The organism is Salinibacterium sp. CAN_S4 (assembly GCF_015752305.1).
Lineage (GTDB): Bacteria > Actinomycetota > Actinomycetes > Actinomycetales > Microbacteriaceae > Rhodoglobus.
This window is the reverse complement of record NZ_JADOVB010000001.1, coordinates 929,078-949,929: the sequence shown is the minus strand read 5'-3', so window position 1 is coordinate 949,929 and position 20,852 is coordinate 929,078. Positions and strand designations below refer to the sequence as shown.

The following is a 20,852-nucleotide window of genomic DNA, read 5'->3' as shown; positions in this document are numbered from 1 at the left end:
TGCCGTCGACCGTCACGTCGCGACTCGGGACGCAGGCCGAGCGTCCGAATCCAAGCAGGGGAGTTCCAGAATGACCATGACACCAGAACAGGCGACCTGGTTCTCCGGCATCTTCAACAGGCTCGTGGCCAATGTCGACCAGGTGCTGCTGGGCAAGACCTTCGTGATCAGGCTCGGGTTCACCGCGCTGCTCAGCGACGGCCACCTGCTGCTCGAAGACTTCCCCGGCACGGGCAAGACCTCGTTCGCACGCGCCATCGCGCAGAGCGTCGCTGGGTCGAGCAGCCGCATCCAGTTCACCCCCGACCTCCTGCCCGGGGACATCACCGGAGTGAGCATCTACAACCAGTCGGTCTCGGATTTCGAGTTCCATCGCGGACCGATCTTCGCCAACATCGTGCTCGCCGACGAGATCAACCGCGCGAGCCCCAAGACCCAGTCGGCGCTGCTGGAGGTCATGGAGGAGGGGCACGTGACGGTCGATGGTGTCACGCATCCCGTCGGCGCACCCTTCATGGTGATCGCGACGCAGAATCCGATCGAACAGGCGGGCACGTACCGACTGCCGGAGGCCCAGCTCGACCGGTTCATCATGAAGGCATCGATCGGATACCCGGACCACGCCTCGACGCTGCGCATCCTCGAGGGCGCCGGAGTGAAGGCCCACGAGACGACGGTGCCTGCGATCGTCACGGCCGATGTGGTCGCCGAGATGTCCCAACTGGCTCGCACTGTGCACGTCGACCCCACCATCAACGACTACGTCGGTCGACTGGTCGAGTCGACCAGGACGGTGCCGGAGGTGCGCCTGGGCGCCAGCGTGCGTGGTGCTCTCGCTCTCGTCCGCACCGCGAAGACTCTCGCGGCGGCGAGCGGAAGACACTATGTGATCCCGGATGACGTGAAGGCGCTCGCCGAACCCGTCCTCGCCCACAGGCTCGTGATCGACCCGGAGGCCGAGTTCGACGGAGTGACGGCACCGAGCATCATGAGCCAGATCCTCATGGAAACTCCGCCACCCAGCGAGCGGCAATCCGTGTAATGGCAGACCGCAGGACTGCACCGGACAGCACTCAGCCGAGCCGCACCTCGAGAAGCACCCAGAGGTCCGTGGTGTCGGCGACGCGCTTCGACTCCCAGTTCACAACGGGCACGGGGGGACTCACCAATACCCGAACGAGGATCGTCGGGGAGCGGACCGGCTTCCTGGCGGACACGATCATCGCAGCAGTGCGATTGGGTCGTGCGATCGCCGGTTTCCTGCGGCGCATCTTCCTACGGATGGCTGCGGTCGTCACGCCGCTCGGCTGGACCATGCTGGCGCTGGTGCCGACGGCGCTGATCGTCGGGTACCTGATCGGGTGGATCGAGCTCATCGTGGTGGGATTCGCTGGCGTCGCGCTCATGATCATCGCCGTGATCTATCTCGTCGGCCGAAACAGCATCCGCATCGACCTGAGCATTCCGCACCGCAGAGTGGTGGCGGGGGAGCGTGCCGTCGGAGACGTGGTAATCGCCAATACGGGTCGACGGCGCAACCTCGGTGTCACCGTCGAGATCCCCGTCGGAACGGCACTCGCGGAGGTCGCGCTGCCGAGTCTTCGCAAGGGCCGGTCATTCACCCACAGCTTTTCGATTCCCACGGCTCGTCGGGGAGTCGTGCCGGTCGGACCGGTTCGCACAGTCCGCGCGGACCCGGTGGGACTGGTCCGCCGGGAACTCCAGTGGACGGACGTGAGGGAGCTGTTCGTTCATCCGCGTACGGTCGGAATACCCAGTATGAGCACGGGCTTCATCCGGGATCTCGAGGGCAATCCGACGCGAGACCTTTCCAACAACGACGTGTCGTTCCACGCGCTGCGCGAATACATGCCGGGTGACGAGCGCCGCAACATCCATTGGAAATCGACGGCGAGAACCGGTACATACATGGTGCGCCAGTTCGAGGAAACCCGCCGCAGCCACCTCATGATCGCGTTGAGTCTCGCCAGCTCCGACTACGCCAACGACGAAGAATTCGAGCTGGCCGTGAGCGTCACGGGGTCGCTCGGCATCAGGGCCATCAGGGACACCCGCACCGTCACGGTCGTGGCGAGTGAAGATACGCCGGAGTTCGCCAAACGCAAGGTGTTCGCTGTGCGGTTGCTCTCGACCCTGACGAGAACCAGGCTTCTGGATGATCTCGCCGTCGTCGAGCACACCGAATCAGCCCTGACGATCACCGATGTCGCCCGCGTCGCAGCGGAGCAGGCGAGCGGTGTGTCCGTGGCGTTCCTCGTGTGCGGCTCGAGCGTGACGCGCCCGCAGTTGCGGGCGGCATCCACCAAATTCCCGCTCGGTGTCGAGGTGGTCGCGGTCGTGTGCGACCCCGAAAGCGCCCCGGGTCTGCGTCGGATCGCGGGATTGAGCGTGCTGACGATCGGGTACCTCGACGACCTGAAGCAATCCCTGGCGAGGGCGGCGGCGGCATGAGCAGGCGTCAGCGCAAGTCCCGGGCATTCCCGCAGGGAAACCCGCTGTTCATCGTGGTCAACGTCGCGATGTTCTGGGTCTCCATGGCGATCGCCGCCACGGCGCTGTGGCCGATCTACCGGAGCACCGCTCTGCTGATCCTGGTCGCCGGTGCGCTGGCGCTCGGCACGATCATCGCGGTCGTCGGCGCCTACTTCCGATGGCCGGCAGTCGTTACGATGCTCGTCACGACTGCGGGATTCCTGCTCGTCGGGGTTCCCCTCGCCGTTCCGTCACGGACGCAGTATGGGGTGCTGCCGACGCTCGGCGGGCTGACCGATCTCGTCACGGGGGTCGCTCTGGGCTGGAAGCAACTGCTCACCATCACCCTGCCTGTCGGAAGCTACCAGGCGCTGCTGGTACCCGCGCTCGTGCTGGTCCTTCTTGCGACAGTCATCGGCCTGAGCGTCGCGCTGAGATCGACGCGGGGCGAGATCGCCGCAGCCTTCCCGGTGCTGGTGTTCCTCGTCGCGACCGCCTTCGGGCCGAAGTTCCCCGATCGGCCGCTCGTTACGCCCATCGCACTGCTGGTGACCGTGCTGCTGTGGCTCGTGTGGCTGCGGTGGTACCGCCGACGTATCGCCGTCAACTCCCTGCTGGCACGATCGACGGACGCCGCGAGCACCGGTCGTGCGCTCGACGCCGGCGTGGCGGGACTTCGCACCGCTGTCAGCGCAGCCGTGATCCTCGCCGTCGCATCCACCGCGGCGATCGGGGCCGTGACGCTGGCGCCCCCGGCCGCCGACCGCACAGTGCTGCGCACAGCGATCGTGCAGCCGTTCGATCCGCGAGACTATGTGAGCCCTCTTTCTGCGTTTCGTAGCTACTGGCAGCCGGCCACCGTCGACTCCACCCTGTTCCAGGTCACGGGTCTTCCGCAGGGCGGTCGCATCAGGCTCGCTACCCTCGATACCTACAACGGGGTCGTCTACTCGGTCGGCAGCAGCCGGGTGACGAGCCAGTCAGGCTCGTTCACGCGAGTGCCGTCGACGTTCGACCAGTCGGCCGTCGACGGCACCCAGCAGGAGCTCGAGGTGACGATCCGCGAATATTCCGGCGTGTGGCTGCCGACCACCGGTCAGTTCGAAGCTGTCGATTTCACCGGTGCGGATGCCGCAACCCTGCGTGACGGCTTCTACTACAACAACGTCTCGGGTACTGCGGCAGTCGTGGAAGGGCTGGTCAGCGGGGATTCGTACACGCTCTCGGCGATCGCGCCGCGACAGCCTTCGGTGAGTGCACTGGCCGGGCTCGACCCTGGTTCCGCGATCGTACCGACCCCCCAGGATGTTCCGGATGAGCTCACCGCCAGTCTCGAAGAGTACACAGCGGGCATCTCCGGCGCAGGCAACAGGCTGGTGGCCGCTCTCGCCGGACTCACGACAGACGGCTACATCAGTCACGGAATCGATGCGGATGAACCAGCCAGCCGCTCTGGTCACGCCGCCGACCGCATCTCCCAGTTGTTCACAGACCCCCGGATGATCGGGGATGCCGAACAATACGCAGTATCGGCTGCGCTGATGGCCGACGACCTCGGCTTCCCCTCCCGGGTCGTGATGGGATTCCTGCCGAAGGGCGATCGGGTCACGGGAGCAGATGTGACGGCGTGGATCGAGATCAACACGGCCCAGTTCGGCTGGGTGACGATCGATCCGAACCCGCCGGTGCGCGACATCCCCGAGGAGATTCCGCAGGAGACGTCGCAGATCGCCAGGCCACAGACGATCGTGCCACCCCCGGTTCTGGAACCGGACAGGTTCGACCGCCAGCTCACCCCCGACACCGAGCAGCAGCGTACTCCGGATGTCAACCTCGCTCTCCAGATCGTTCTCGCGGTGCTGAGGGTGCTGGGGGTTGTCGCGATCGCCGCCGCGGTCGTGCTCGCGCCGTTCCTCGTGATCGTCGCGGCCAAGGTTCGACGGAGACAGCAGCGCCAGAATGCCTCGACTCCCATCCAGCGTGTCAGCGGGGGGTGGCAGGAGTTCGAGGATGCCGTCATCGACCACGGGCTGAGGCCTGAGGCGGCATCCACTCGTACCGAATTCGCGATGGTGGCCGGGGGAGTGCAGTCCGCGGTGCTTGCAGCCATTGCCGATCGTGCGACATTCGCTCCGGATGCGCCATCCGGCACGGATGCGGACAACGTCTGGCGTGCCGTCGACGAACTGCAGGCCTCGCTCGACGACGGCCTCACGAGGTGGCAGCGCATCAAGGCCAGAATCTCCCTGCGATCCCTCGGTGGATATAGTGTCAAGAAGTTCTTCTCACGATAGAAAGCGCGTGCCGTGACCTGTTTGTATTGCGGTACCGATCTTCCTGCCGGTGCCATGTTCTGCGGCGAATGCGGCCGATCGACCGGCGCGCGCCCCGCACACCCCCAGTCGACGGGGGTTGCGACCGTGGAGGACTCCGGAGTGGTTGTCGTCGACGAGGCGGTGGCGCCGCCCTTGTCGGAGCCGGAGCCGGAGCCGGAGCCGGAGCCCGAGCCCGAGCCCGAGCCCGAACCCGAACCCGAGCCCGACGCGCAGCCGGAGCTAGAGCCAAAGCCGGAGCCGGAGCCCGAACCCGAGCCCGACATCGAGCCCGACATCGAGGTCGACCTCGATCCCGAGACGCCCGACGCGGCTGGAGAGGGTGAACTCTGCGCCCAGTGTGGCAAGCGATTCGAGGAATCCGATATCTTCTGCGCCGAATGCGGGTTCGTTCGCCCTCGACCGGTGTCCGAGGTGCGCCCTCACGACACCGTGGCCTACGATCCCTTCCCCTGGGGACTGCCGCGGTCCACCGAATATGCGCCAGCCCACCGCGAGCCGTCGGCCTCGGCATCCGGCCCAGCACGCCCCGCCGAGACGGTGGATGAGGAGCCTCCGGCACCCGTCGTGGCGGCACTTCCGGACTCATTCCCCCCGGTCGAGTCGGATTTTTCCGATATGGAAGAGACGCGCATCGTAACCAGCTCATCGCGCAAAGACAGGTTCGTGCTGCAATTCAGCACGGGCGAGAGTGTCACGGTGTTCGGCACCGGAATGGTCGGCAGGCATCCACTGGCCGAACCAGGAGAATACTTCGATACCTTCGTGACGATCGTCGATCCGGGAAAATCTGTGTCGAAGACGCATGTCGAGTTCGGCCAGGAGGCCGGGAGCTTCTGGGTAAGCGACAGGTTCTCCGGCAACGGGACCGTCGTTCGAGAGCCCGATGCGCAGCCGAAACGGTGCGAACCGGGAAAGCGTTATCGGATAGCGCGGGGCACCAGGGTCGAGATCGGTGAGCAGTTCTTCATCGTGAGTTAGGGCCGGATCGCGGTCCAGCACCTCTCCTCTGGACCGTGCCGTCACGGTGAGAATCCACTGACCTGACCCATCGGGCGAGAGCCAGTGTCAACTCGTGGTTATCTGCAGTGATGCTGAACCCAGAACCCCGGCGAATTGCGGCTCCTCGACCTCCGGGCTCGTCACAACCCTTTCGATTTCCCGTCATCGCCAGTATCGCCCCGCTGGTCGCAGCACTCGTGTTGTGGTTCATCACGGGGTCGCCGTTCGCGCTGCTCTTCGCGTTCCTCGGGCCAGTCACGGCTCTCGCCAGTTTCGCCGATTCGACCTTCGGCTCGCGCAAGGTGCTCAAACGGGAACGGGCGAGGTTCGCCCAGGATCTCGCGAGCACCGTCTCAGCGATCCACGCGGCTCACGCCGCTGAAGTCTCAGATCTCGCGGAGGCGGGGCCCGGCGCGGAAGCGATAGCCAGCCGCGATGGTGCTGACCCCGATCGCTGGATCGCGACTGCGGCATCGCCGATCCTCGTGCGGGCTGGGATGGGGTCGGTTCCGAGCATGCTGCGGCTCGACTCTCCATCCCGCGCGGCACCGACTCCGGTCGATTCCGACCTCGACAGGATCGAGGCCATCGCCTCGATCCTCGACACTGCACCGGTGCTCGTGGATGCCCGATTCGGCATCGGTATCTGCGGATCGCGGGTGCTGGCGCTGGCAGTCGCGAGGGCCATCGTTCTCCAGCTCGCCTGGGCCCTCTCACCAGCCGATTACTGGGTTGCGGTGGCGGGCCACGCTGAATCCTGGCTCGGCCTGCTCCCGCACCGCCGGCTGCGTGAGACCCGGCAGGGATTCCTGGCCGAGTTCGGTGCGAATCCCGATGATCGAGTCGCAGCACTCGTCGCCGTGGCGCGGGAGGACAGGGAGCTGCCCGGTGACTGTCGCATCGTCATCAGGGTCGGATACGACAACGGGGCAGAGATCATCCGGCATCCTGACCGACGCCAGCGCCGGGTCGTCAGCCCAGCGCTGGTGTCGAAGGAATCTGCTCTCTCCTGGGCGGCACGGGTGGCCCGTGAGGCGACCAGGGATGGACTCGTCTCACTCGGTCTCGATGTCCCCGCGTTCGTGCCGCTCGCGACTCTGCTGCCCGCGACTCTGCTGCCCGCCACAGCGCGTCACGAGAGCAGCTCGACCCTCGCCGCCGATTTCGCCGTGGATGCTGCCGGTCCCGTCACCATCGATCTCGTCACCCACGGCCCGCACGCCGTCGTAGCGGGCACCACCGGCAGCGGCAAGAGCGAGCTCCTGATCTCCTGGGTGCTCGCGCTCGCAGCGCGGCACGCACCGACAGATGTCACTTTTCTCCTTCTCGATTTCAAAGGTGGCTCGGCTTTCGAATCCCTCGCCGCTCTTCCGCATTCGGTGGGAATCATCACCGACCTCGATGCCAGGGAGGCAGCAAGAGCGCTCGCGAGCCTGGGCGCCGAACTGAAGTATCGCGAGCGTGCTCTGGCCAGGGCAGGAGCGCGCGATATTGCAGACCTTCCCGCAGACGGCTCGCTCAGCCTGCCCAGGCTCGTGATCGTCGCCGACGAGTTTGCCGCGATGCTGGGAGAGCATCCCGACCTTCATCCCCTGTTTACAGACATCGCCTCCCGGGGACGGTCCCTCGGCGTGCACCTCATCCTGTGCACGCAGCGACCCGCGGGAATTGTGAGGGACGGGGTGCTGGCCAACGCCGATCTCCGCATCTCGCTGAGAGTCAACAATGCCTCAGACAGCTCTGCGGTGCTGGGGACAACCGCCGCTGCGGAGCTTGCGGCGGGGGAGGTGGGTCGTGGACTGGTCGGATTCGCCGGGGAGCGGCCCCGTACTGTGCAGTTCGCGATGGCAGGCGCAGGCGATGCTCGCGACATCGCCGAACGGTGGAAGGATGCCGCGACGCCGAGACGCCCGTGGTGCGACCCACTCCCCGCGACTCTCACTCAGCACGATCTCCCGGCGGGCGACCTCGATTCGGGCCGCGTACCGTTCGGGCTCGCGGATCTGCCGCACGAGCAACGCCACGCTGTCGTGCACTGGGATCCCGCCGTCGACGGCCACGTCCTTGTGCTCGGGATGGCCCGCAGCGGCAAGTCCACGGCGCTCGCGGCACTGGCACGCGGTGGTGTGCTCGTACCGGCAGACGTTCCCGGGGCCTGGGATGCCATCGCCGCTCTCGATCACGCTCGAGACGAGGTCGTCGCCATCGACGACGTGGACTCGCTCCTGGCGCGGTTTCCTGCCGAACATAAAGACGCCGTGATCGAGAGACTGATGCGGCTGCTCCGGGACGGCCCTCAGCGGGGACTGGTCCTGGTGCTGGCGGCGCAAAGGCTGACAGCAGATATCCATTCCCTCGCCGCTCTCGCCGCCGGGCGGCTCATGCTGAAGCACGCCAGCAAGTCCGAGTTCGTGCTCGCCGGAGCGGACGGTGCCGGTTTCGACTCGACACTTCCTCCCGGTGGCGGAAGCTGGCGGGGCGCGCGAGTGCAGGTACTGGGCGATCCTCTTCCCCTGCGATCCCCGGACACCCGGCCATCGGTGCACCCTTCGGCAGACAAGCCATGGGCGATCGTCAGTTCGCGCGTCTCAGCCGTCGGCAGGCAACTGCGGGGCGCCGGTCTCGAGGTGCTTCACCTCGCGACCCTGGCTCCGGGCGAATGGGAATCTACCATCGGGCCGGGGCAGGCGATCGTGGGTGATGCTGATGACTGGCAGTCGAGGTGGGGCCTGCTGCCGACCCTCCGACCGGTCGCCGAGGTCATGTACGACCGCTGTACGGTGGCCGACTTCCGGGCACTGACGCGATCCCGCGAACTGCCGCCGCCGCTCGGTGCCCTTGAGAACACGGTATGGCTCGAGGCAGAGGATGGGGCCGGCCGAGCGACGATTCCCGGCGGGGTCGCTTGAGGCGGGGAATCGCTGTGAACGGGGAATCGCTGTGAACCGTTGCGGGATCAGGCGAGAGCGACGGCCAATTCGGTGTGGGAGACCCCGTGGGCGGCAGCTACGGGTGAATTGACCACTGCGCCTCCGAAGGTATTGAGCCCGAGGCCGAGCGCGGGGTCGGCACGCAGCGCTGCCTTCCAGCCGAGATTCGCGATCGCACGCACGTACGGCATGGTGGCGTTCGTCAGGGCGTACGTCGAGGTGTTCGGCACAGCGCCCGGCATGTTAGCCACGCAGTAGAACAGCGAACCGTGCACTGTGAAAGTCGGGTCGGCGTGGGTGGTCGGGCGAGTGTCTGCGAAACAACCGCCCTGGTCGACCGCGATGTCCACCAGGACGCTGCCGGCCTTCATCCTCGACACCAGTTCGTTGCTGACGAGCTTGGGGGCCTTCGCGCCGGGCACCAGCACAGAACCGATCACCAGGTCTGCCGTGAGAAGCGCCCGTTCGATTTCGAAACCGTTCGACGCGATCGTCTTGACTCGACCCGCATACAGGGCGTCCAGTTCACGCAGTCTCTGGATGTTCGTATCGAGCACCGTCACGTCGGCGCCGAGACCCACAGCCACAGACACTGCGCTCGTGCCGGCGACTCCGCCGCCGAGCACGACGACCTGTGCAGGATGCGTTCCCGGAACCCCGGGAACGAGCAGTCCGGGGCCTCCGTTGGGCTTGAGCATGGCGTTGGCGCCCACGATCGGCGCGAGCTTGCCCGCGACCTCGCTCATGGGGGCGAGCAAAGGCAGTGCGCGGGACGGCAGCTGCACGGTCTCGTAGGCGATCGCGGTGACGGAAGCCCGGGTGAGGGCGTTGGTGAGCTCGGCCTCTGCGGCGAGGTGAAGGTATGTGAACAGCAGCAGATCATCGCGGAAATACTGGTATTCCGACTCCACCGGCTCCTTGACCTTGAGCAGGAGGTCGGCTGCGGCCCAGGTGGATGCGGCGTCGGGCGCAATGCTCGCGCCGGCGGCTACGTAGGCCGCGTCGGTGATGGATGACCCGAGACCGGCCCCGGTCTCGACAAGAACCTCATGGCCGTGCGACACGAGATCATGCACTCCCGAGGGGGTGATCGCGACGCGGAATTCGTTGTTTTTGATCTCCCGAGGGACAGCCACTCTCATGCGCCCCAGCGTAGTGGCGATGTGTCGTGATGAGTAGTCGTGACCGTGGAATCCGCAGAGATTCGCCCACTTCAATGCTGATTTCGTGAAATTCTTGTTACGAAATAGGCGCTTTGCACGTGAAAGCTGTGCGTGGCGCTGCTCGTGTGCAATTATCGACCAACGCGCGAAGGAGTTGCCCCCGATGTCATCACTGCCGAAATCGCTTCCCGAAGATCCGATCATCCGCCAGCTGGTAATGCAGGCCAGAAAGTCGCAACTGAGCAGGAGACATCTGCTTCAGGGAGCGGGGATTGGCGCTACGGCACTCGCACTGGCCGCGTGTGCCCCGGCTGGTGGAAGCGCTCCTCAGCCCGCGGCCGACGTCTCAGACACCGATAAGACTCTCACCTGGTCGAACTGGCCCGCCTACATCGACGAAGACGACGCCGGTGGATACCCCACACTCATCAATTTCGAGAGCAGCCTCGGCATCTCGGTCGAGTACAAGGTCGATATCGACGACAACAACACTTACTACGGCACCATCAAGGACCAGCTGGCGCTCGGCCAGGCGACCGGGGCCGATACGTTCTGCCTGACGGAATGGATGGTCGCACGACTCATCAGGTTCAAGTACGTGCAGGAGCTGGATGCTGCCAACATCCCCAATAAGAAGAACCTCGCCCCCGCGCTGCTGAACCCGGACTTCGATCCCGGCCGCAAGATGTCCCTGCCCTGGCAGAACGGTTTCGCCGGCATCGCGTGGAACACCGAAGAGCTGCCCGCAGGCCTCGAGAGCGTGGATGACCTGTGGGATCCGAGTCTCAAGGGCAAAGTCACCGTGCTCAGCGAAATGCGCGACACGATGGGCCTCATCATGCTGAGCCAGGGCGTCGACGTCTCCACCAGCGACTGGGGAACAGACGAGTACGCCAACGCCATCGAGGTGCTCGAGAAGCAGGTCACATCCGGCCAGATCTCGGGAATCAAGGGCAACGAGTACATGCAGGACTTCGTGTCGGGCGACGCGATCGCTGCCATCGCCTGGTCGGGCGACATCACCGTCCTCAACGCGGAAGCGGGCTTCGAGAAATGGAAGTTCGCGCTTCCTGACTCGGGGGGAACGCTCTGGGGTGACACCTTCGTCGTGCCGATGGGTTCTCCACGCAAGAAGAACGCCGAGGCGCTCATGAACTACTACTACGAGCCCGAAGTGGCAGCGGAGGTCGCGGCCTGGGTGAACTACATCACCCCCGTGGAGGGCGCGCAGGCGGTCGCCGCAGAGAAGTACCCGGAGGTGGCGGACAACCAGCTGATCTTCCCGAGTGAAGAGACACTGGCGAACTCCTACATCTTCCGCACGCTGGACTCCGCTGACGACCAGGCCTTCAACGCCGAGTTCCAGCGCGTCAAGCTGGGTGCGTGATGGCACAAAGCGCGTTCGCCGAGGAGGGCGCTGATCTCGAACTCGTCGCGATCACGAAGCGCTTCCCCGGTTTCACGGCGATCGACGACCTGGATCTGCGTATTCCTGCTGGGTCGTTCTTCGCGCTTCTCGGCCCGTCCGGCTGCGGCAAGACGACCACCCTTCGGTTGGTCGCGGGCCTGGAACAGCCGACGTCCGGCCGAATCCTGATCGGTGGCAACGACGTGACGGACACGAAGTCGTTTAAGCGACCCGTCAATACGGTTTTCCAGAGCTACGCGCTCTTTCCGCACATGACGGTGCTCGAAAATGTGGCGTTCGGCCTCCGGCGTCGCGGCATCAGTGACGCCATCACGAAGGCTCACGAAGCACTCAGGCTCGTAGAGCTGGATCACCTCGCGACGCGAAAGCCTCAGCAGCTCTCCGGTGGGCAGCAACAGCGCGTCGCGCTCGCGAGAGCTGTGGTGAATCGTCCGGCGCTCCTGTTGCTCGATGAACCCCTTGGCGCACTCGACCTCAAGTTGCGACGCCAGATGCAGCTCGAGCTGAAGTCGATCCAGACCGAGGTCGGGCTGACGTTCCTCCACGTCACGCATGACCAGGAAGAGGCCATGACGATGGCCGACACCGTTGCCGTGATGAACAAGGGCCGCATCGAACAGATGGGTGCCCCGGAGGAGCTCTACGAGTTGCCCAGAACCGCGTTTGTCGCGAATTTCCTGGGTCAGTCGAACCTTTTCACGGGGGATGTCACGTCCAGTAGTGGCACGTCGATCGTCGTCGACATCAGCGGGGTGAAGATCGAGGTTCCTCGCGAGCGCGCCCAGCGGCACACCGGCGAGGTGACCGTCGGTGTCCGTCCCGAGAAGCTCATCCTGCACACCCGGGCGCCGAAGAGCGTGCCGGGAACCAATGTGCTCGGCCCGGGTCGGGTGATGGATGTGTCGTTCAGCGGGGTGAGCACGCAGTACCAGATCGCCATTCCCGGGATCGGGATGATCACCGTGTTCGCGCAGAACATGGTCTTCGGCCCCGTGGCCCACGTGGGAGCCGAAGTGTGGGTCTCGTGGACTATCGACCACGGATTCGGGCTCGCCGACGAGCCTGGCGAGAACCCCAGATTCTCAGCCGACACCGACACCGCGACGATCGCGATGCAGACCAGGCACAACCTTCTTGCGGAGATCGAGGAAGGCTAGTGGCGTTCGCAGCCTTCGGGTCGAACTCGACCCAGACAGAACCGGCGCCACGGCGCAAATCCAAAGTGGCGCTGCTCCTGCTGCTTCCCGGGCTCGCCTACCTCGCGCTGTTCTTCCTGACGCCGCTGGTGTCGCTCGTCATGACCTCCCTCCAGGCTCCCGTCGAATTCGGTGATGTCGGCCAGTACCAGACGGCGTTCAGGATCGAGAACTACGCCATCGTGATCCAGGCGTACTGGCCGCACTTCCTGCGGGCCTTCGGCTACGCGCTCGCCGCCACCTTCTTCGCCCTCGTGATCAGTTACCCGCTCGCGTACTTCATCGGTGTGAAAGCGCGCCGCTGGCCACTGCTGCAGGCGCTCATGCTGACGCTGGTCATCGCCCCGTTCTTCATCTCCTTCCTGCTGCGCACCCTCGCCTGGAAGCAATTGATGTCGGATGATTCGGCCATCGTCTCCGCGTTGAAGGCGCTTACGATCCTCCCCGCAGACGGACACCTGACCGGCACAGCGTTCTCGGTGATCTTCGGCCTGACCTACAATTTCCTCCCCTTCATGACGCTGCCGATCTACACCACCCTCGAACGCCTCGACGTGCGCTATCTGGAAGCGGGGTCGGATCTCTATGCGAGCCCTGCGACCACGTTCTGGAGGGTGACACTGCCGCTGTCGCTGCCCGGGGTGGTGTCTGGCACCCTGCTCACGTTCATCCCGGCCTCGGGCGACTACATCAATGCGAGCGCGAGCTTCCTCGGCTCGGCGCAGACCCAGATGGTCGGCAATGTGATCGAGTCGCAGTTCATCTCGCTTCTGAACTATCCACAGGCTTCCGCTTTGTCGGTGATCCTGATGGGACTGATCCTGCTGATTGTGGGGCTCTACGTGCGACGCTCAGGAACTGAGGAGCTGCTGTGAGGCTCTCGCTCGGCAAGTGGCTTCTGCCGCTCTACAGCGCGCTCGCGCTGGTCTTCATCATGATCCCGATCGTCTACACCTTCGTGTTCTCGTTCAACGCATCGGTGAAATCGAACATCGTCTGGGTCGGGTTCACCCTCGACAACTGGACGAAGGTCTGCGAGGCGCAGGGTGTCTGCGCTGCGTTCGGCACGAGCATCCTGGTGGGAGTCGTCGCGACCCTGATCGCGACAGCCCTCGGCACGATGATCGCGATCGCTCTCGTGCGGTTCAAGTTCCGCGGGCGCTCGGCCATCAGCCTGCTGCTGTTCCTTCCGATGGCGACCCCCGAGGTCGTGCTCGGAGCAGGGCTCGCGGCACAGTTCCTCAACGCGGGAGTGCCGAAGGGGCTCGGCACGATCATCATCGCCCACGCTCTGTTCTGCCTCAGTTTTGTGGTGGTCACCGTGAAGGCGCGAGTGGCGAGCCTGGATCCGGCCCTCGAGGAGGCTGGTCGAGATCTCTACGGCTCATCGGCGCAGGTCTTCATGAAGATCACGCTGCCGTTGCTCATGCCCGGCATCATCGCGGCGGCCCTGCTGTCGTTCGCCCTCAGCTTCGACGACTTCATCATCACGAGATTCAACAACGGTGGCGTCGAGACGTTCCCGGTGTTCGTCTACACGGCGGCGGCCAAGGGAATGCCCCCCGAGGCGAACGTCATAGCCTCTGCGGTCTTCCTGTTCGCCCTCGTGCTCGTCGTCGTCACGCAGGTGACGGGGGCGGCGAGGCGCAAGCGACTCGCGAAGCTGGGCTAGTTCCGAGCCTCTCTATCGCGCGGTCACGATGTCGGTGACGTGAATGCCGCCGACGACGATGCCGCCGCCGAGCACGGGTTCGACGGTCGCGGCGATCGCGGACTGTGCCGCGGCGTCATCCACCGCACCCACCGAGGCGAGCAGCGACAGGCCGACAGCAATGGAGGCCCTGGTGCTGCCATCCATGGTCTTGAGTGCGACGGATGCGCCGTCCGGGGTCACGGCCACGAAGACGCCCTCCGCGCCGTTCTTGGCCACGAGCCCGAGCGAATCGATGATCGTGGCGACAGCGGGGGAGTCCAGTGCCCAGGAATCGGCACGGATCGCGGTCGCGAGTCGAGCACCATCCGGATCGGAGACCAGTCGCGACATGGCCAGGGCAAGCCCCCCGAGGCTGACGGCGAAGACCGGAGCGCCGCAGCCGTCGATGCCGCTGTGTACGACGGGTTCGCCGGTGAATTCCTCGACAGTGACCCGGATCGCCGCCTGTAGTGGATGATGCGGTTCGAGGTAGGACTCCGTCGGCCAGCCGTTGAGCACACAGGTCAGCAGGAAGGCGGCATGCTTTCCCGAGCAGTTCATGGTGAGGCGGCGCTTTCCTGCGGCCGCATACCTCGACGGCGCGTCGACCGGATAGTCCAGGGGGCACTGCAGCGCGTCCTCGCCGAGCCCTGCCCGCCCCAGGATCTCCTCGACGACGGCGAGGTGGCGTGGGGTTCCGGTGTGGCTGGCCGCCGCGAGCACGAGTTGCTCACCGTCGAGATCGAGACCCACCCGCATCATCGTGACGGCCTGCAGGAACTTGAGGGTCGAACGTCCGTAGACCAGCGCCGATCCGTCACCGAGCTCGCGCAGCACCGATCCATCCGCGCCGACCACGACCGCCGCTCCGGCATGCCGCGACTCGATCATCCCCGAGCGTTCAAGCCGGGCGAGCTCTACAGTTCCTTCAGCCGACAGGGCGCGATGCATCACAGTGACGCGAAGGCGTCATCGATCACGCCGATGGCGTCGGCCAGCAGCTCATCACTGATGGCGAGACTCGGCAGGAACCTGATCACATTGCCCAGCGTGCCGGCGGTCAGCAGGATCACTCCGTGCTGGGCAGCGTAGGCCGCCACCGCGGCGACGGCGGCGGGGTTCGGAGCGAGTGAACCGTGCTGCACGAGCTCGATGGCGATCATGGCGCCGATGCCGCGCACGTCACCGATGATCGGGTACTTCAGCGCGAGGGCGTGCAGTGCGGGCTTGAGAATCGATTCGATCCTGGATGCCTCGGCGAGGAGGTTTCTGCGCTCGATCTCGTCGAACACCGCGATGGCTGCGGCAGCGGCAACGGGGTTGCCCGCGAAGGTGCCCCCGAGGCCGCCCTTGTGGGGGGCGTCCATGATCTCGGCGCGACCGGTCACGGCGGAGATGGGCAGGCCGCCGGCGATGCCCTTGGCGGTGATGACCATGTCAGGCTCGAGGCCGAAGTGCTCGCTCGCGTAATACTTTCCTGTACGCGCCATGCCGCTCTGCACCTCGTCGGCGATGAACACCACCCCGTTGGCCGTGCACCACTCCTGGAGGGCGACGAGGTATCCCTCGGCCGGCACGATGAATCCACCCTCACCCTGCACGGGCTCTGCGACGACGCAGGCCAGGTCTGAGGCGCCGATCGACTTCTCCAGGTACGTGATCGTGCGGGCAGCGGCATCCGCTCCGCTGAGTCCGTCACGGTACGGGTACGAACCGGGTGCGTGGAACACCGACGGTGCCAGCGGCCCGAAGCCCGTCTTGTACGGCATGGCCTTGAAGGTCATCGCCATGGTGAGGTTAGTGCGCCCGTGGTACGCGTGGTCGAGCACGGCGACGCCGGAGCGCCGCGTGTAGGAGCGGGCGATCTTGACCCCGTTCTCGACGGCTTCTGCACCCGAGTTGAGCAGTACCGATTTCTTGGCGAAGGAGCCAGGCGTATGCTCGGCGAGTAGTTCAGCGACGCGCACATAAGACTCGTACGGTGTGATCGTGAACATGGCATGGGTCAGCTCGGTGAGCTGGTGGGAGGCCGCGGCAACAACCGCCGAGTCGGTGTGGCCGATGGTCATCACGCCGATGCCGGCGCCCAGGTCGATGAACTGGTTGCCGTCGACGTCGACGACGATGGCCCCATGGGCGCGTTCGGCAAAGATCGGCAGCGCCGAGGCGACTCCCGAGGCGACAACCGCCTCACGGCGCTTCTGGAGGGCGATCGAATTCGGGCCGGGAATGGCCGTCATGATCCTGCGCTCCTGAGCGATCGGTGAGACGTGGGCGGAGAGGATGTCAGTCATAATAACTAGAGCCTAGATGCAGTATTCGGGCCACGCGACGGAGGATTTCCCGTGAATCTCGATCATCGTTACGAGGTGCGGGTCGAGTGGACCGGCAACACCGGATCCGGTACAACCGGCTACCGGGATTACGGCAGGAACAATCTGGTGTCGGTCGCGGGAAATGCGCCCATCGAGGGCTCCGCAGACATCCCGTTCCGCGGTACACCGGGTCGCTGGAACCCCGAACAGCTGCTGCTCGCCTCCCTCAGCCAGTGCCACATGCTCAGCTACCTGCACGTGGCTGTGAGGAACGGAATCGTCGTGGAAGGCTATGTCGACGACGCCGTAGGGCAGATGCGACAGGTGGGGGAGGGCGGCCACTTCACCTCGGTGACGCTGCGTCCCGTCGTCACGATGTCTGCCGGCGATCCTGAGGTCGCCCGGGCCATTCACGCTGAGGCCAGCGCCCTGTGCTTCATCGCCAGTTCGGTAAACTTCCCCGTGGGCCACGAGCCGACCATCCGCCTCGTGCCATAGGCGTTCACAGTTCGTTCAGGAAAACTGCGTCAGTATTGCTCGGGACCTCCGATCAGAAAGGTGCCTCCTTGCGCATCGCTACAACCATGCTCGTCACCGCGGGACTCGTCGTCACGCTCGCCGCGTGTACGCCCACCTCAGGGGACGGCGCTGCGGCGGACTGTACCCCGACCCCCTCCGGATCCATCTCCGATGCCGTCAAGGCGACCGGGGACATCGGCACGCTTCCCATCGTGGTCTTCGATTCGCCGACAGCCGCGAAGGAGACAGAGCGGACCGTCGCGATCGAGGGAGATGGGGACGTTGCCCAGCAGGGTGACACGGTCAACGTGCAGTACTCGATCTTCAACGGCGCCACGGGCGTCAACATCGCGGGCACCGACTACACGGAGGCGACGCTCAGCGCGTTCCCTCTCAACGAGAACCTGCTGCCCGGCTTCGTGAAGACCCTGGAGTGCTCCGCGGTCGGGTCCCGCGTTGTCGGCGTCATCCCGCCGGTGGACGCTTTCGGTGAAGCCGGTTCGGCAGACCTCGGTATCGAGCCGGGGCAAGATGTCGTGTTCGTCGCGGATATCGTCTCGATCGAAGCTGCAGCACCCTCCGGTGAGCCCGTCGACCCGCCCCTGCCCAAGGCAGACGGTGTCGACCAGCTGGCCACTCCGGGATTCCCGACCGTCGTCCTGGCTGACGATGGCCGGCCCACCGTCACGATTCCCGACGAGGCGCCGCCCGCCGAGCTGAAGATCGCCGTGCTGAAGAAGGGTGACGGTCCCGAGGTTCCTGCAGCCTCTGATGTGATCGTGCACTACGAGGGCATCAACTGGAACACGAAGGAGATCTTCGACGAGAGCTGGGCTCGCGGCGAACCGTCTCCGTTCAATACAGCCCAGGTCATCGCGGGATTCACCAAGGCGATCGAGGGACAGACCGTCGGCTCACAGGTCATCGTGATCATCCCGCCGTCGGAAGGCTACGGTGAAGCCGGCCGCGCGCCGTCGATCGGCGGCACGGACACCCTCGTGTTCGTGGTCGACATCCTCGGCCTGGGCTAGACGTCCAATGCGCCGCGTCATCATCCTCGGCTCGACGGGCTCCATCGGAACCCAGGCGCTCGACGTGATCGCCGCCAACCCCCATCTCTTCGAGGTGGTGGGGCTTGCGGCCGGCAGCAATCGTGTCGAGATGATGGCGCAGGCGCACACGTTCGGCGTCGAACACACGGCGCTGGGTGCGGCCGAGGCCTGTGAACTGGTCAGGGATGTTGCGGCAGATGTGGTCCTCAACGGGATCACCGGCTCTGTGGGACTCGGTCCGACCCTCGCGGCGCTGAAGTCCGGAGCGACCCTTGCCCTGGCCAATAAAGAGAGCCTGATCGTCGGAGGCGACCTCGTGACCGCGGCAGCGGGACCCGGACAGATCGTGCCGGTCGACTCCGAACACTCCGCGATCGCCCAAGCGTTGCGCTCGGGCAGCCGTGCCGAGGTGCGGAGGCTCGTACTGACGGCTTCTGGTGGTCCGTTCCGTGGGCGCACCCGCGAGTCACTGCGGAATGTGACGCCGAGCGAAGCTCTGGCGCATCCGACCTGGGACATGGGGCTCGTCGTCACGACCAACTCGTCCACCCTCGTGAACAAGGGACTCGAGGTGATCGAGGCCCACATTCTGTTCGATGTGCCGTACGACAGCATCGACGTGACAGTGCATCCCCAGTCGATCGTGCATTCGATGGTGGAGTTCGTGGATGGTTCCACTATCGCGCAGGCAAGCCCTCCCGATATGCGCCTTCCCATCTCCCTCGGTCTCGACTGGCCGAATCGCGTGCCAGGGGTCGGGGCACCGCTGGACTGGACCACGGCAAGTCAGTGGACGTTCGAGCCCCTGGACACCGAGGTGTTCCCGGCCGTCGCGCTCGCGAAGCAGGTCGGCAAAGCCGGCTCGACCTTTCCCGCGGTGTTCAATGCCGCGAATGAGCAGGCCGTGCTGGCCTTCCACGCGGGTCGGATCGGGTACCTGGACATCCTGGATGTCGTGGCGGCCGTCGTCGACGCCCACGAACCGCGCGAAATCGACCTGGATGCGGTCCTGGAAGCCGAACGCTGGGCTCGAGAACACGCCGACGGACTTCTCGCCGCGCGAGGCTAGTCGTCTTTGTCGGGCTTCTCCGGCTTGTCGGGCTTATCTGAATTTCCGGGCTTGTCCGGAGCGTCGTCATCGTCGTCGTCATCGGTAACGACCTCCGCCGACTGGATCACGGCCAGTTCGAGATCTGCTCTGACGAGAGCGATGGCTGCGGTCATGTCGTCGAATCGGGATTGCGGCACGGAACCGGCATCGAAGGCGGTGAGCAGCGAATCCTGCAACTCATCGAGACGGGCCAGGGCCGACTGGGGATCACCGGCGGCCGAGGCTTCCGTCACCGCCATCACGCTCGACTGGAAAGAGCCGGCGATCTCGGTGGCGTACCTGTCCTCGGCGGAGGGCGCGCAGCCCGACAGCAGGATGCACGTTCCGAGCACGATCGCGGTCATCCGACGCATCACGGTGCCACACTCTCCTGCAGTTGTTCGAGATGGAGTCCGAGGTCACCCTCGACGGCCGGGTAGACGACGGGGGTGCTTGTCGATCCCGCGTCCGCCGGCTGGCCGGGTCGCGACACCCAGAGGCCGATACCGGTCGACACCACGACGACCGCCGCCACGGCAGCGCCGATGATGCGAACTCGGATGGGGATGCTGCCAGCGCGCTCCTGCGGAGCTGAGGACTGCGACATCGGCAGGGTCTCGGTGGGTGCCATCGTCATCGGTGTGGTCTGCTCGCCGTCGCCGGACGGTGCGGCCGGATTCAGCGGCAGCACGAGCGTGGCGTCGGCTGTCGCGAGCTCCTCGAGTTTCCGGGCGAATTCGATCGCACTGGGCCGCGCCGATGGTTCCCTGGCCGTTGCCGACTCCAGCAACTCGACCCAGGCAGATCCCAGGCGAACCGGGACGTCGGGGTCACGATGGAGTCGGGCAAACGTGGATTCGACCGCGGTGCCCGGAAACGCCCGATCGCCCGTCAGGCTCTCGAGGAGGGTCAGCGCGAGCGAGTAGACATCGCTGGCCCCTCCGATCTCTCCGCCTTCCGCCTGCTCGGGGCTGAGAAAACTCGCCGTGCCGATGAGGGAACCCGTTGCCGTGAGGTGGGTCGAGTCGATCAGCCGGGCTATCCCGAAATCCGCGAGCTTCGCATACGTGGGGTTCGACGCATCCACGTCGCGCGTGAGCAGGATGTTTGCGGGCTTCACGTCCCTGTGCACAACACCTTTGCCGTGGATGTAGGCCAGCGCCCTGGCGACATCCGCACCGATCAATGCTGTGGATCTCGAGTCGAGAGGCCCGGCCTGCATCCGGTGTTTGAGGTCGTCGCCATCGACGAATTCCATGACGAGGAACGCGACGTCGCCGTCTGTCGCCGCGTCGAACAGCGTGACGAGGCCCGGATGGTTGAGGCTCGCGAGCAGGCTCGTCTCTTCGCGCTGGCGACGGGCATCCTGAGCATGGGCCAGCCCCGCGTGGAACATCTTGACCGCGACGGTGCGCCCGAGGGATTCGTCGTCGGCGCGATAGACGGTCGCCATGCCGCCGCTGCCGAGCAGGTCACGAAGCCGATAACGCCCTGCGACGAGTCCACCCGCGGGGAAGTCGTCGCTCGTCGCGTATTCGGCTGTCGCGTCGTCGCCCCGGGTGTCCACCTGATACACAGTACCAAGGCGCAGGCGTCGCGTTATGGTTCGAACGCTGTGACCTCCCAGCGCGCGCACA

Annotated in this window: 17 protein-coding genes; 12 read left to right on the top strand and 5 right to left on the bottom strand. The window is 65.5% G+C overall.

Going from position 1 to position 20,852, the window contains the following annotated elements:
* Nucleotides 1–70: 70 nt before the first annotated feature.
* From IWX81_RS04700 to IWX81_RS04680, 5 genes are all read left to right on the top strand, one after another.
* Entirely contained in the window at nt 71–1,042 is a 972-nt protein-coding gene (locus IWX81_RS04700; RefSeq protein ID WP_199280057.1) for an AAA family ATPase, read from the top strand.
* Entirely contained in the window at nt 1,042–2,472 is a 1,431-nt protein-coding gene (locus tag IWX81_RS04695; RefSeq protein ID WP_199280056.1) for a DUF58 domain-containing protein, read from the top strand. The genes IWX81_RS04700 and IWX81_RS04695 overlap by 1 nt, the downstream gene beginning before the upstream one ends.
* Nucleotides 2,469–4,787: a transglutaminase-like domain-containing protein gene (locus IWX81_RS04690; RefSeq protein ID WP_199280055.1), complete on the top strand. Its 2,319-nt coding sequence runs from the start codon at nt 2,469–2,471 to the stop codon at nt 4,785–4,787. Before IWX81_RS04695 ends, IWX81_RS04690 begins: the two co-directional genes overlap by 4 nt.
* Nucleotides 4,788–4,913: 126 nt before the next feature.
* Nucleotides 4,914–5,807: an FHA domain-containing protein gene (locus IWX81_RS04685; RefSeq protein WP_199280054.1), complete on the top strand. Its 894-nt coding sequence runs from the start codon at nt 4,914–4,916 to the stop codon at nt 5,805–5,807.
* 110 nt (nt 5,808–5,917) lie between these two features.
* A complete protein-coding gene (locus IWX81_RS04680) occupies nt 5,918–8,737 on the top strand; it encodes an FtsK/SpoIIIE domain-containing protein (RefSeq protein ID WP_199280053.1) in 2,820 nt (939 codons plus the stop codon).
* A 47-nt stretch (nt 8,738–8,784) separates the two neighbouring features.
* Here the strand turns inward: IWX81_RS04680 and ald are convergent, their stop codons facing one another.
* A complete protein-coding gene (ald, locus tag IWX81_RS04675; RefSeq protein WP_199280052.1) occupies nt 8,785–9,900 on the bottom strand; it encodes an alanine dehydrogenase in 1,116 nt (371 codons plus the stop codon).
* Nucleotides 9,901–10,084: 184 nt separating this feature from the next.
* On the opposite strand from ald, the gene IWX81_RS04670 reads away from it, so the two are divergent.
* From IWX81_RS04670 to IWX81_RS04655, 4 genes are read left to right on the top strand one after another with little or no spacing between them, the layout of a single operon-like run.
* Nucleotides 10,085–11,308, top strand: coding sequence for an ABC transporter substrate-binding protein (locus IWX81_RS04670; RefSeq protein WP_199280051.1), 1,224 nt, complete (start codon nt 10,085–10,087; stop codon nt 11,306–11,308).
* Entirely contained in the window at nt 11,308–12,507 is a 1,200-nt protein-coding gene (locus tag IWX81_RS04665; protein WP_199280456.1) for an ABC transporter ATP-binding protein, read from the top strand. Before IWX81_RS04670 ends, IWX81_RS04665 begins: the two co-directional genes overlap by 1 nt.
* Nucleotides 12,507–13,421 carry an ABC transporter permease gene (locus tag IWX81_RS04660; protein WP_199280050.1) on the top strand — a complete coding sequence of 305 codons (915 nt, stop codon included), beginning with the start codon at nt 12,507–12,509 and terminating at the stop codon, nt 13,419–13,421. The genes IWX81_RS04665 and IWX81_RS04660 overlap by 1 nt, the downstream gene beginning before the upstream one ends.
* Nucleotides 13,418–14,218, top strand: a complete 801-nt coding sequence (locus IWX81_RS04655; RefSeq protein WP_334593061.1) for an ABC transporter permease — start codon at nt 13,418–13,420, stop codon at nt 14,216–14,218. Before IWX81_RS04660 ends, IWX81_RS04655 begins: the two co-directional genes overlap by 4 nt.
* A gap of 12 nt (nt 14,219–14,230) precedes the next feature.
* Here the strand turns inward: IWX81_RS04655 and IWX81_RS04650 are convergent, their stop codons facing one another.
* Together IWX81_RS04650 and gabT are read right to left on the bottom strand one after the other, a co-directional pair.
* On the bottom strand, nt 14,231–15,190 hold the full coding sequence (locus IWX81_RS04650; protein ID WP_199280049.1) for an asparaginase: 960 nt from the start codon (nt 15,188–15,190) through the stop codon (nt 14,231–14,233).
* Nucleotides 15,190–16,533, bottom strand: coding sequence for a 4-aminobutyrate--2-oxoglutarate transaminase (gene gabT / locus IWX81_RS04645; protein ID WP_199280048.1), 1,344 nt, complete (start codon nt 16,531–16,533; stop codon nt 15,190–15,192). Before gabT ends, IWX81_RS04650 begins: the two co-directional genes overlap by 1 nt.
* 51 nt (nt 16,534–16,584) lie before the next feature.
* On the opposite strand from gabT, the gene IWX81_RS04640 reads away from it, so the two are divergent.
* From IWX81_RS04640 to dxr, 3 genes are all read left to right on the top strand, one after another.
* A complete protein-coding gene (locus tag IWX81_RS04640; protein ID WP_199280047.1) occupies nt 16,585–17,052 on the top strand; it encodes an OsmC family protein in 468 nt (155 codons plus the stop codon).
* Between the two features lie 68 nt (nt 17,053–17,120).
* Nucleotides 17,121–18,104, top strand: a complete 984-nt coding sequence (locus IWX81_RS04635) for an FKBP-type peptidyl-prolyl cis-trans isomerase (protein ID WP_334593054.1) — start codon at nt 17,121–17,123, stop codon at nt 18,102–18,104.
* A gap of 7 nt (nt 18,105–18,111) precedes the next feature.
* On the top strand, nt 18,112–19,194 hold the full coding sequence (dxr, locus tag IWX81_RS04630; RefSeq protein WP_199280046.1) for a 1-deoxy-D-xylulose-5-phosphate reductoisomerase: 1,083 nt from the start codon (nt 18,112–18,114) through the stop codon (nt 19,192–19,194).
* Here dxr and IWX81_RS04625 read toward each other — a convergent pair.
* Nucleotides 19,191–19,592, bottom strand: coding sequence for a hypothetical protein (locus IWX81_RS04625; RefSeq protein WP_199280045.1), 402 nt, complete (start codon nt 19,590–19,592; stop codon nt 19,191–19,193). The genes dxr and IWX81_RS04625 overlap by 4 nt on opposite strands.
* The gene (locus IWX81_RS04620; protein WP_334593051.1) at nt 19,589–20,782 is read right to left on the bottom strand and encodes a serine/threonine-protein kinase; all 1,194 of its coding nucleotides are present in this window, start codon (nt 20,780–20,782) and stop codon (nt 19,589–19,591) included. The genes IWX81_RS04625 and IWX81_RS04620 overlap by 4 nt, the downstream gene beginning before the upstream one ends.
* Nucleotides 20,783–20,852: the final 70 nt, after the last annotated feature.